This window comes from Parabacteroides caeci, assembly GCF_023656795.1.
Taxonomy (GTDB): Bacteria; Bacteroidota; Bacteroidia; order Bacteroidales; family Tannerellaceae; genus Parabacteroides; species Parabacteroides segnis.
Map to the genome: position 1 here is coordinate 16,038 of NZ_JAMOKT010000077.1, position 12,486 is coordinate 28,523.

The 12,486-nt window shown below is 40.5% G+C and carries 13 protein-coding genes; 12 read left to right on the forward strand and 1 reads right to left on the reverse strand.

The window, feature by feature from the left end; translation table 11 throughout:
• Window positions 1–58 precede the first annotated feature (58 nt).
• From NBH15_RS25470 to NBH15_RS25490, 5 genes are all read left to right on the forward strand, one after another.
• Complete coding sequence (locus NBH15_RS25470) at window positions 59–232, forward strand: hypothetical protein (RefSeq protein ID WP_250823888.1); 174 nt, start codon at window positions 59–61, stop codon at window positions 230–232.
• A 73-nt stretch (window positions 233–305) separates the two neighbouring features.
• Window positions 306–719 (forward strand): DUF5053 domain-containing protein, encoded by a 414-nt coding sequence (locus NBH15_RS25475; protein ID WP_250823889.1) that lies wholly within the window; start codon window positions 306–308, stop codon window positions 717–719.
• Window positions 720–936: 217 nt separating this feature from the next.
• Entirely contained in the window at window positions 937–1,566 is a 630-nt protein-coding gene (locus NBH15_RS25480; RefSeq protein ID WP_250823890.1) for a hypothetical protein, read from the forward strand.
• 18 nt (window positions 1,567–1,584) lie between these two features.
• Window positions 1,585–2,208, forward strand: a complete 624-nt coding sequence (locus tag NBH15_RS25485) for a Panacea domain-containing protein (RefSeq protein WP_250823891.1) — start codon at window positions 1,585–1,587, stop codon at window positions 2,206–2,208.
• A complete protein-coding gene (locus NBH15_RS25490; protein ID WP_250823892.1) occupies window positions 2,209–2,868 on the forward strand; it encodes a UU032 domain-containing protein in 660 nt (219 codons plus the stop codon).
• A 117-nt stretch (window positions 2,869–2,985) separates the two neighbouring features.
• Here NBH15_RS25490 and NBH15_RS25495 read toward each other — a convergent pair whose 3' ends face one another.
• The gene (locus tag NBH15_RS25495) at window positions 2,986–3,303 is read right to left on the reverse strand and encodes a hypothetical protein (protein WP_250823893.1); all 318 of its coding nucleotides are present in this window, start codon (window positions 3,301–3,303) and stop codon (window positions 2,986–2,988) included.
• 189 nt (window positions 3,304–3,492) lie between these two features.
• Here NBH15_RS25495 and NBH15_RS25500 point away from each other — a divergent pair, with 189 nt between their 5' ends.
• The 7 genes from NBH15_RS25500 (at window position 3,493) to NBH15_RS25525 (ending at window position 12,378) form a co-directional block, all read left to right on the forward strand.
• Window positions 3,493–3,744, forward strand: a complete 252-nt coding sequence (locus tag NBH15_RS25500; RefSeq protein WP_250823894.1) for a hypothetical protein — start codon at window positions 3,493–3,495, stop codon at window positions 3,742–3,744.
• A 190-nt stretch (window positions 3,745–3,934) separates the two neighbouring features.
• Window positions 3,935–4,066 (forward strand): hypothetical protein, encoded by a 132-nt coding sequence (locus tag NBH15_RS29255; protein WP_284706491.1) that lies wholly within the window; start codon window positions 3,935–3,937, stop codon window positions 4,064–4,066.
• 71 nt (window positions 4,067–4,137) lie between these two features.
• On the forward strand, window positions 4,138–4,629 hold the full coding sequence (locus tag NBH15_RS25505) for a hypothetical protein (protein WP_010802260.1): 492 nt from the start codon (window positions 4,138–4,140) through the stop codon (window positions 4,627–4,629).
• Between the two features lie 10 nt (window positions 4,630–4,639).
• Window positions 4,640–5,218: a hypothetical protein gene (locus NBH15_RS25510; RefSeq protein ID WP_229061057.1), complete on the forward strand. Its 579-nt coding sequence runs from the start codon at window positions 4,640–4,642 to the stop codon at window positions 5,216–5,218.
• 2 nt (window positions 5,219–5,220) lie between these two features.
• Window positions 5,221–9,261, forward strand: a complete 4,041-nt coding sequence (locus NBH15_RS25515; RefSeq protein ID WP_250823895.1) for a phage tail tape measure protein — start codon at window positions 5,221–5,223, stop codon at window positions 9,259–9,261.
• A complete protein-coding gene (locus tag NBH15_RS25520; RefSeq protein ID WP_250823896.1) occupies window positions 9,258–11,276 on the forward strand; it encodes a hypothetical protein in 2,019 nt (672 codons plus the stop codon). The genes NBH15_RS25515 and NBH15_RS25520 overlap by 4 nt, the downstream gene beginning before the upstream one ends.
• 52 nt (window positions 11,277–11,328) lie before the next feature.
• Window positions 11,329–12,378 (forward strand): hypothetical protein, encoded by a 1,050-nt coding sequence (locus NBH15_RS25525; RefSeq protein WP_250823897.1) that lies wholly within the window; start codon window positions 11,329–11,331, stop codon window positions 12,376–12,378.
• Window positions 12,379–12,486: the final 108 nt, after the last annotated feature.

Genomic DNA, 12,486 nt, shown 5'->3' on the forward strand with positions numbered 1-12,486 from the left:
ATCTATTGCTGTTGATAATATTTTTGTTATCTTTGTAATGTCGTAAGACAAGCGTTCTATGCATAGTGACGATGGGCTAAAGGCCCGGATAGAAGAGGTTGAAAAAGACCTGCTATTCTATCTCCGTAAGTATCATGAACTGACTACTAAAAGTAAGTACATGAAAGCGGTGGTTGATAAAGAAATTCGGCGATTGGAGCGAGAGCTAAAAGAACTCGGAAAGTATTATTAACCAGAAAGGTTCTCCCCCTCATGGCCAGAGGGGGAGTTACCTTATCTATTATGAATGTTATAAAGTTACAGTTATGGATAAAGTAAAACGGTATTTCGAATTAAAAGAACAGTGGAAGTCTACCCCAGAAGCTGACCGATCTACTATTGATGTTGAAATGACTGCCTTGATGAATGATATGACAGATCAGGAAATAGCACAACTGACAACGGCAGTACAAGAAGATTTTAATAGGATTCATAAAGAACTAGATGAAATTAAAGAACTTCTATCCATCAGGGAGAAATTGGAACCAGTATTGCCATATCTGTCTGTTTCTAATCTGGCTAAGGATTATTTTGGCAAATCATCTTCATGGTTTTATCAACGACTTAACGGGAATTGTGTACATGGGAAGGTTTGCAAATTTACGGAAGAAGAACTTTCACGGCTAGATATAGCTTTAAAGGATATAGGGCGTCGTATTGGTGGGTTGAACTTGGTGTAGAAGGATACTGCTCTAAAATTGGACGTTCATTGAATAACTGACATTGTTAATTTATAGAAGGTATGGCAGAAATGCCCGGCATTTTTAGGTTACATCCAAATATCCTAATGGTTGTGATGAAATTATTATTTGTAATTTTATTGAATATTTAGTATATATAAATATCTTTGTATCCGATCTATTTGTTTTATAAAAAAGATAGCTAAAAGAAGTAACCATGAAAGAAAAAGAAAATATAGCACATTTTGTAATAGTAGGAGCATGGAATAAGTATATTCTTACACAAGAGTGGGTTGCAAACTATTTGCTTACAGGAGAACAAAATATTCAGATGCAAATTCCTGTTAATATGGATGCTTCATTGAAATTTATTACAAATGATTTGTCTTTATGCGTACTAAAGGATCGTTTTGAATTGTCGGTTATTAATAGGATTGAACCAGTTTTTCGTCGAGCAACTTCTATTATTAGAACAATGGTTAGATTGTTACCTCATACTCCTGTTTCTTCTTTTGGGATAAACAGTACTTTTTATTGTTCGGGGGAAGAGGTTGGAGATCGCATTAATTTTGTGGCTTCAGATATAGGCTTATTGGCTGCAAAAGAAATGCCGTTACAAATGCAAAGCATTATGAGGTGTGTGAAAATGTCAGACAACTGTTTTTTGAATCTGAATTTGCATCGGGATGAAAATACCCAAGAAGTTATTTTTGATTTCAATTATAATTATAACTTGAGATCTTTACCAGAGGTGTCTTCTATTTTGGGAGAAGATGATGATATTTTACTGCGGAAGCGAGATAATATTTTATCTATATTGAAAGATGTATATGGCTTCATTGAATAAGAACACTTTTTTTAATCTATGAAACAGATAGGGGCTGAAAGTAATGGCTTAAATCGTGGTGATATTTCGTATAAGGCACATGAAGTGAATGATACTTGGTGGAATAAAGATGTACAAAATTCCATTGGAGTAGATAAGTGTATTCCTTATAAATCTTTGAAATATTCAAAGGAAGATTCTCTAAATTCTAAAATAGATCATGGTTGTGTTTCTGTTTATGATGTAGCTGTTTACATCTTAAAACGAATTAAAGAGTGTTCTACCATGAAGCTTCACAAATTACTTTATTATTGTCAGGCATGGTCATTGGTATGGGATGAGAAGTCTTTGTTTCCAGAACAAATAGAAGCATGGGCAAATGGTCCGGTAGTTCGAGAGCTCTTTAATTTTCACAAAGGATGGTATAGTGTATCGTATCAAAATATGACTATAGGGAACGAAAAAAAATTATCCGAAGAACAGATAGATACGATAGATAGTGTGTTGCAGTATTACGGAGATAAACCAGCTCAATGGCTTATTGATTTGACGCACACAGAAGCTCCATGGAAAAATGCGCGTAGGGGATATGCTCCTACAGAAAGAGGAAATACGGTAATCACAAATGATTCAATGGCAGAATATTATAGTTCTTTATCATAAATGGCTAAAATACCCAAAACAGCATATTCTTCTTCTCCAGGTTCACAAGCAAAACAGGCTAAATCTGTTTTGCTTAGTTATCAGGACCAATTGGTTTGTTGGCAGATCGGTCAATTTGATATCAATGGAAGGTGGGGATTGGAATCGGCTTTAGGTGATGTGACTTTTCAAGTATCAGAAGAGTTGTTTATTTTGCTGAATAACTATGGTGATAATTCATTATATGAGGCTCTAGATAAAATATCAGAAAAAAAAACAGTTTCTTTTTCTGATTTTTACAAAAAGTTGAAAGATAATTTCAATGGAAAAATACCAGTGGATATTGTACATCAAATAAGTCTTGATGTATCAAGGGCTTTCTTCTTGAGTAAAATATATCCAAAGTTGCGTGACTTTGAGACAAAGACGTGGAAAGAGATAGAGCGGGAAACAACGGGTAAAAATGGCCGTTCAAAACATCACTCTATTGATATAAAGGATTTGTGTGAGGAGGCTCAAGAAAGATTGGTAGAATTGAAACTGGATGATTTAGATAGTTTATTTTCTTTGCGTCTCGACGGAACGCTTAGAATTTTTGGTATTCGGAATCAAAATTATCTTCGAATATTATGGGTTGATCAAGATCATAAAATTTGTCCATCTCAAAAAAAGAATACATAAAGGCATTTTGTTATCTCGATAAGATAAAGGATACAGCTCTTAAATTGGGCGTTCATTGATAACTGACATTATCAATTTGGAGAAGGCTTGGCAGTTTGTCAGGCCTTTTTTGTTATATCAGAAACTATCCTCATGTTTGCTGTACGATAAGAAACCTTTTTGATGCATTCTTTCTTGAAAAGTCTGGCCCTCTTTTATATATAATTCAATGTCTTGGGCTGAAATACTAACGGTGAAACCTTTTTCTTTTCCTTCATGGGCTTTAATGGCATACTTTACACAACGCTCGCGAAGATGTTGCTCTCTGAGGGTACGGAAATAATTTATGAGTGATTTCATATCGCAATTATTTTCAACAAAGATACGTGGTTTCTTTGCCATCCCAAAAACTTTCCCCATCTTTGCAATGCTAAACAGTCCGATGAACTTAATCATCCCGTAGAGCACGGTTAATGCTCGAACATTTCGCGGGCTTTTTTTATGCCCCTATTATATGATATTAAGGCGGTTGCCTTTCCCACATTTTCTTTTGCTCTTCGGAGTGGTAAGATCATGGACTGTTTAGCGACACGGGAAATGGCAGCCGTTCTTGTTTTCTGCCTAAATCGCTAAACAGTTCATGATATGAAAACAAATTCATTAACCGTACCTGTATCTGGAAGCCAGAAGCATGTACAAGTATTTAATCCATCAGCCTGGGAATCAATTGCCCGTATGTATAATTACTTTCCGAAGGCTGTTACTCCCTGTAAAAATGTTTATGAAGCAAAGATGTACACAGCCGCTTTATTGGCTGTTCTCTCTATGTGTTTTTTACCGCTTGTGATCGCGGCTTGTTGGGTGTATTTCTCTGCAAAGAAAGGAGGCCAGGCATGACCCAGGTTAATAATTTGGAAGAAGCTATGGTTGAAATCAGAAATCTCGAAAAATCCTTAATTGAATGTACAAAGCGTTGTGAAAGAGCGTGGGAGGAAGTAGGGCGATTGCAATATAGATTATCGAATTATGAGAATAAATATTCTGTAAGTGCTCGACATTTAACTGTTTCGAAAGGAGGAAAGGCCGTATGACACAGAAAGAAGCCATTGATTTGCTAGATATTGTAGCCGATGTGAATGAGCAATATGCGAAAGAAGAACGCATCCGTGCCGCGATGCGATTGGAAGAGTTGCTTCGTTTACTCCTTCCGGAAGATTGAACCTACATAAATGTCCTTTAGAAGCTCCCTTCGGGGGGCTTTTTTTGTATCCGTAAATTAACGGATGCTGTATGTATAAACATTTTGAATATTCCGAATTTCTAGCCCGGCACTTGGCTCCGATCAGGCACACAGATACCGACTGTCACTTTTTACGAAGCGATGAAGTAGAAGAAATCTCCGATCTGGAAGCGCGGATATCTTCCATCCGGGACTATGTGCTTGTTGCCATCGACGGGCACAACTCCGATTTTTCGTGGATCAATAGTGATAATCTGGTGAATATCCCTCAGTACTTTATTGCTGTACTCAAACAGAGTGAGACAGGGAACATTGACGCTGTACATAAGTCGAAGGCTGACTGTAAAGAAATCCTGATGCAGATCGTTTGCCGGATGATGGTAGACCGGGAAGAAGAACGAAACGAACTTCAGTTCTTAGAGGTCGACAGTATGACCATGCGCGGCGTGGGCCCCATGTCGGAAAACTTCTATGGTGTGATGTTGGGCTTTAATCTCCGAAGGCCGGTACAGTATTTTATCAACGAATCGATGTGGGTGTGATATGGGTGTGATGAAGAAACTTAGCGATCAGATGCGGACACCTAAACGGAAAAACTCCCTTTTAGGTGCCCGCGAAGGGTTGCCTTTTGAAATATCGCTGGAGTCGGTCAGTGCTGTTGCCCGTTACGAACGACGGCAGGACAAAGAGAAGTTGAAGCAATTTAACGATGATGTGAAGGCCTGGAGTATTGATGTAACCCGACAATTGCGGAGTAATGTCCGTATGTTGGTGAAGCAGGATGAACAGCTATCAGAATCAATTGAACCGAATGTGTATTTCCGGAATGGGGAAGCTGAAAGGATTGGTTTTAGTTTCGCCCGTGAAGGAGTTTATATACATAAGGGGGCCGGTCGTGGTCAGGGTGGTTTTCGTGGCGGATCGCGATGGACTGATAAACATGGAAAATTAAAGGAGACGAATCCGCTTTCTTTCTTTAAGATGGGAACCGGGAACCGGACGCCGATCCGATGGTTTGATCCGGTGATTGATAAGAACTTGCCGTTTTTGGCAGATGTGGTAGCGGAATATGCCGCCGATATGCAGATCGATGCAACGCGAATTTTTGTAGACAAGGAGGATAGAGAATAGGTATGGCGAATGATTTGAACAGGAGTATAAAGATTTATCTGGATAATAGTGCGGCAATGACCAGCGCGGACGAACTCCAGAAGCGGATCGGTGAACTGGAAAATAAGTTGTTGGATTTACAGACGGCTGGCCGTGGAAACTCTGCTCAGTCCAAAAAGATCGAAAAGGAACTAACGGCTCTGAAGAAAAAGTATGAAGATTATAAACGTGAAGTAGCGGATACAGAACGTGTGCTGAAGAATCTTAGTGGTGCGACATATAATGAATTATTGCGTGCAAAGAAGGAAGTGGATAAGCAATTACGATCTTCTATCCGGAATACAGATTTGTATAATAAAAGGTTAGAGGTTCAGAAAAATATCAGCCGTGAGCTTTTGGTTGCACAAAAGGAAATGCGGCTGGAAGTTGCTAGCCAGGCATCGGTTTTTTCTCGTGCCAACGATTTCATTGGTAAATACATGGGACTGATCGGAACGGGTATTGCTGCTATTACCGGTATCACGATGGCATTTTCCAAGTTCCGGGACGAACGGGATAAATTGGAATCTTCATCAGCGAACCTTAAAGCCTTGACAGGGTTGGATGATGATAATGTAAAGAAGCTGGAAGATGGTGCAAAACGGTTATCGACGACTGTAACAGAGGAAGGTGTTCGGATCAGGCAGAGTGCCGTGGAAATTGATGATTCGTTTGCTATCATTGGTAGCCAGCGACCGGAATTGCTCAAGAATGCAGAAGCGTTGGAAAAGGTTGCTCAGGATGCCATATACCTTTCGATTGCCGGTAAAGATAAGCTGGAACCGGCAGCCAAAGCTCTTACTACTGTCATGAATCAAATGAACCTCGGTGCAGAGAACAGCCGACGGATCATTAACGCTATTGCTGCCGGTAGCCAGGCTGGTGCAGGTAATATCCAGTATATTACGGATGCTTTTGAAAAGTCGGGAACAACTGCCAAGCTTATGAATATTGAACTGGAACAGCATATAGGTTTGATCGAAGCGGTTGCGCCGAAGTACTCCGAGGCTTCTATTGCCGGTAACAGCTTAGACAAGGTGTTACTGAAGATGAAGGAGAAGGGGATCGGTTATAAGAATGGAGTGTTCGATCTTTCCCTGGCCATTGGTGAATTGGAAACTAGGTTCAAAAATGGCGAATCTGCAACCGCCTTGTTTGGGGCTGAACATGCGAAGATGGCTGAAATCCTTGTTATGAATAAAAAGGACATTGAAGATTACACGGCCGCTGTGACTGGTACGAATAAGGCTGTCGTACAGGCTCAGATCAATTCGGACACGAATGAAGCGAAACGTGCTCAGGCTCGTAATAAAATGAACTTGCTCGCTATCGACCTAATGGAAAAACTTAACCCGGCGATCATTGGAGCCATGAACCAGACAGTACACTGGACGGGTAAACTGGTCACATTAGCAACATGGGTAAGCGAAAATACAACTGAAATACTGGCTGTTGTTATAGGCTTATCAGCTTACACTGTAGCTGTAAAGTCTGCAATTATAGTTGATAAATTACAGGTATTGTGGAATGAGAAGATTATCTCTTCTTTGAAAACAATGTATGCAACTATGTTGAAAAATCCTTATGCACTGATGGGAGCCGTGATACTGACCTGGTTGCTTTATATGCGCAAAGCAAATCAGGAATTGACAAAGATGGAGGTTGTTCAGAGGCGTTTGAATAAGGTTGAAACTGAAGCTGCTCAAAATATTGCCGAACAAAAGACAGAATTGGAGCAATTTTTACGTGTCGCTCGTGATGAGTCGGAATCGAAAGAACGTCGTTTGTCTGCCTTAAAAAAGATCAATGAATTATCACCTGAATACCTGGGGAATTTGACATTGGAGGAGATCAATACAGACAAGGCAACGACTGCTATCAACAGATATATTGATAGTATATATGCGATGGCGAAAGCTCAGGCGGCTAAAGAACAGCTTGTCGAAATTGAAAAGGAGAAAATCAGACTGGATACTGATCCGGAGGCTTTTCAGGAACAAATATCCTGGCTGGAAGAAATGGAAGTCGGTTTTGCCGGTTTATTCAGCAAAGATAAGTCTGATAGAATGTTAGCTGATATGGTTGCTCGCGGAAGGGAAAGACGTGATAAAGCTAAAGAGTTACTAGATGCTCAGGCAGAGGCTCTACGTGGAATTGTAATGGATAGCAGTAAGACTATCAATGATATATTAGCCAACGATACTTCAGAGTCGGGTGGTGGTTCCAGTAAGAATATGAAGGACTCCGAATTTAAAGCGGCGATGGATTTGAAGTTGAAAGAAATGGAGAATACCCATTCGTCGGAGCTTGCCCTTTTGAAAAAACAGAAGCTGGAGTCTGAACAGACTGAACAGTTCTACAATCTTCAGGTACTTTCTTCCGATGCTATTTATTACCAGAAGCGTCTTGAACAGTTGCAAGACTATTTGAAGAAAGCCGGTAGCAAGAAGATGCAGGCGGAGATCAATAAGCAGATTGTTGATGTGCAGACGAAACAGTTAGAGATAGAACAGAAGCGGGATAAAGAAGTTATTGCCGCTTTGCAGGATAACCGGGATAAGCAATTGAGAATAGTCGAGAATGGTTATACCCAACAGAAAACGGTATTGGAGAAAGCCGTGGCAGAACAGAAGATGACACGTGAGCAGGCAGATGCTTTATCTCTTTCTTTAGATGCGGAAACGGCTGAAAAACGACTGGATATTTATCAGGGTTATCAGAACGACATTCTTTCTCTTGAACTGAATAATGGGCCGGAAAAGGCCAAAGCGATCGAGGATGCAAATAAAGCTGTATTGGATGCTGATTTGAAAGCTTCACAATCCCGTGCTAATCAGCAAAAAGCTTTACAGGATTTGCTGAAGGATTTCAAAGGGCAATTCAATCTTACAACAGTTGGTGAAGATACTGAATTACAGCTGAAAGTACTGGAAGACGTTTATAACGCCAAGAAGGAAATGGCTATTAAAGACGGATTGGATACGACAGAACTGGATGCTGCCTATGAGAAAGCAAAAACCAATATCCTGCAACAGGAAGAGGATAAGCGTTATCAGATCCGTCAGCAGTACGGCTTGGTTTCTCTGCAAGAAGAGTATGAAAAGGAAATGCAATGGTTACAGCAACAACGTGATCAGGAGTTGCTGAGTTTAGAAGAATTTGAAAAAGCCAAAGCCCAAGTGAAAATCAAATATCTGAAAAGTAGTTTTGATTACTATTCGGATATGTTTTCCGGCGCTGTATCAGCTTTGCAGGAGGCAGAACTGGCGAATATTGATGCAAAATATGACGCGGAGATTCAACGGGCAGGGGATAACTCGGAAGAGGTTGCCCGACTGGAAAAGGAGAAAGAGAATAAGAAACTTGCCGTACAGAAAAAATATGCCAATGTTCAGTTTGCTATTAAAGTTTCAGAGATCATAGCAAATACGGCTGTAGCAATCATGCAGGCTTTTGCTCAGATGGGCCCTATTGCCGGGGCTATTGCTGCTGCTGTAATGACAACGACAGGGGCGGCTCAGATCGCGGTTGCTAATGCAGAACGCAAGAAAGTAATGAACATGACTGTGGACGGTTCCGGAAGTGGTGGCGGTAGTGGAACGCGGGTTGCTACCGGTAGTAGCTCCAGTGCCGGGTACTATGTCGGAGGCTGGTCCGGTGATGGCAGTCCGTATGAGGTGGCTGGTCCGGTTCATAAGAAAGAATATGTTGTACCATCTTTCGTCATGAGTGAACCGGCGGCCATGAACCACGTTGTTGCTCTCGAAGCTATGCGTAGGCAGAAAACAAATGCTAACCCGTTACCCGGTTCTGTCTTGGGAATGGCAACCGGTGGTTATAGCGGCAATACGCCAAAGGAACCGGATGATACGTCTGTTGGTATCCCTCTGTCAATAATCAAGATGCTAGTATCGTTACTTACACAGTTGAATAAGGGGCCGCTGAAAGCATACGTTGTGCAATCTGAATTACAGGCAGAGCAAGATAAGTTAAATGAATCCCGTAAAATTGGTAGTAAGTCATGAAAATAGTGCATTCATCCGGGCAAGAACTAAAACTTAATCCCGGTACCGTGTTGGAAATGGAACGTAGTAATCCGTTTTTTAATGAGTATGGAGAGCAATCGCTTCCGGTAAAACTTCCTTCGGATGAGTATAATCGCAAGATACTAGGTTTTCCTGATGATATGGCAGGAGTAAATAAAATGCCCTCACGAGCAGATGCGACGATTCAGGATGGTCTTTTCTCAATTCGTTGCCGGCAGGCTATATTGTCTGCCAGCCGGAAAGATGGGATTGATACATCTTTTTTCCTTAACATCGGATCTTTTTATGAGAAAATGAAAGATGTACAATTAACAACTGTCTTTAAAGATAAAGTCGTTAAATTTTCATCACTTACCACTGCGATCAACTTTGTCCGCTCGTTAATGATTACTCCAGATCCTCGTTTTTCCTGTTTCCCAGTCTTGGCAGAAAGTCATGATAATGGTGAGATAATTTGCCTGAACAGGGTTGGTGGCCCTATTAAGCCGGACGGTTATTATACCCTGTGGAATGAACAGTACCGGGAAGAGACTGTTGATGATAAGACTGTCTCAACTCCGGCCGGGTATTATATTACTCCGTTTATTAAAGCAATGCATTTATTGGAGGAGGTTTTTAAGTATTTGGGCTATACGCTTGAAGAAAGTTTCTTTTCTCGGACAGAACCGTTTAAGTCGATGGTATTTTTGAATAACAACATTGATACTATAGTCAATGCCGAAATACGTTACGATCAGATTGTTCCGAGTTGTAATATTTCGATGATATTAGATATATTTCGTTACAAATTTTGTTGTGAGTTTATTCCGGACGAAGCTCGGCGAAGTGTCAGAATTGTACTGTTTAACGAGATCGCTGACGGTAATGTAAGTCAGGATCTAACAAGATTGCTGACGGCTCCGATTAGTATCAACCACGGAGGAAAATACAAGCAGGTGAAGTTGTCGGCAGAGAAAGGCCCTGTATTATCATATAGTAATGATGAAGGAAAGTTGGTTTCTTTAACTCCTGATTATCTTTCGAAGTCAATGTATGAAATAGCGGCTATGTATCCGGAAGCCTTTATTGATCTTACACGGGGATGGATTATTCGGGAAGGCTTTTCTGCGGTTGATTACGTGATAGAAAAAGTAGGTACTTTAAATTGTGGTTATTATGCCGGTGGCACTCTGGAGGCTGAAAAAAAGGAGTCTCCTGATACACTTGTCAGCATAGAATTTGAAACGCTATCAAGTGGTGTTGCACCTTACATTGGTACGACCAGAGCAATAAATTCGAAAATAGTCTGGAACAATGATCCTACACAAGGTAGTAATACTGAAAACTCGACTCAGGAAAAATCGGAATTGAAACCTATGCTATGCTTTACGGCTCATAGAACTTCACGGTTTGACTCTGGAACGATCTATGCCTATCTTGATACACGAGAAAGGATATGGGATTATTCACTGGCATATAACGGTCCGGATGGATTGTATGAAAAGTTTTGGCGTAAATATGATGATATGCTCCGTAACTCGATGCGCCCTGTTACAACGAAAATGCTTTTGTCGGATATTGACAAACTCAATATATCGGCCCATGAAAAAGTAATAATAAACAATCAGGAACTATTACCAAATGTAATCAAATATAACATAGGTAAGAATGTTCCAACTGAATGTACTTTTTTGACAACAAAATTGTATAACCCAGTTTCTTCTGCTAAATCTGAATCAGAACATTTTCCATCCTCTAAGTATCGCTGGAACCGTCGCTGGTCGAATAGCGTAGGAAGTCAATACAATTGGATGCAGTTGAAAGAACAAGCTCCGATATCGTTTTTTCCACCTCCCACAGAAGAAGAATACAGGCACGGAGGAAGGTACCATGTGGAGACGCATGCCTGTTGGTTTGCTATAGAGATTCGTTTAGCAGGGAAAATTCCTATTCTGGTTGATAAAATAGAAGGAACATTAACTGTATGGTTAGAGCCTGTTCTAAGGGAGTGGTAATTGTCCTTTACCTATCTGTTAGTCACAAATACATTTGCTGAAAAAATGAATAATGGAAGGAGTTTTAAATAAACCTGATGCGCTGAATCTCTCCGGTAACATGAATCAATTTCTGTTATCCTCGACCGGTTTGATATCCTTTATTTTGAAAAAAGGGAATCAAACTTTATTGGAGCAGAGTTATGAGCCAGGTCCCGACCTCATGGTCAGGATTGATTTGAAAGAGGTTATCGAAGGACAATTGAGTTACAATCTGGATGCCGGATCGTTATTTTATGTTCAGCCAAACTTGGCAGAAACATTTACAGCCGTAATTGATGGAACAGAATATAACTTTAGGGTTGTTCGTGGTGGTGTGGCCAATCTGGCTGATACGGCATCGAACTGGTTGAAGCTACATTTTCTGACTTGGCAACCGCGCATTAAGCCTGTTACCTATTATTCACCTGAATGGCTGACCTATTATGCTGTAGAAGAATGTACCGCGAAACTCAAAGCGACGTATCCGGACAAATCAACAAAAGTAATTTCGCTGGGGACTTGTGTTGCCGATCATGCTACGACAATGAACCTTCAATATTCGGTAATAGCCGGTAAACTTGGAAACACCTATCCGTCTTATTACGAAGTATGGATAGAGAGGTCCGGTACAAAATTGTCCGAATCTCAGGTATATGCTTTTTCCGATCCTATATCTGATGATGAACAGTGGTATCTTTTTGAAAATAGCTTAGGAGGTTTAGATACTTTCCGGGCGACAGGAACAAACAGCCTGAATGCCGAACATGAACATAATATAGCTGAATTTGGCGATGTGCGGGAGGAGTATCAGGTAGACACCCAGCGAAAGTATACGAAAAATACTGGCTACCTGGATGAATACTCTCGCCGTTGGCTACTTGACTTTTTTCCCAGCCGTGCAAAATATGTATATGAAGCAACTGCTATCCGGAAGATTGTTGTAACAGAGAGCAATGCGACATATGTTTTGAACGAATTACCAAGCAGTTATACTTTTACCTGGCAGCTGGCCGAAATATCGACCTATTTAAACCTTGTTAAAAACGAGAACGATATCCCGGACAACTTAGAGCCTGTTTAAATTTTGCTCGACACAGTTTTGAGATTTGTTTTCGAGGATATTTTTCAGTTTTTATGAGAAGCATAGCGGGCTATGTGACCAATAAAAACGGAAAAATAGGCCGAAAAG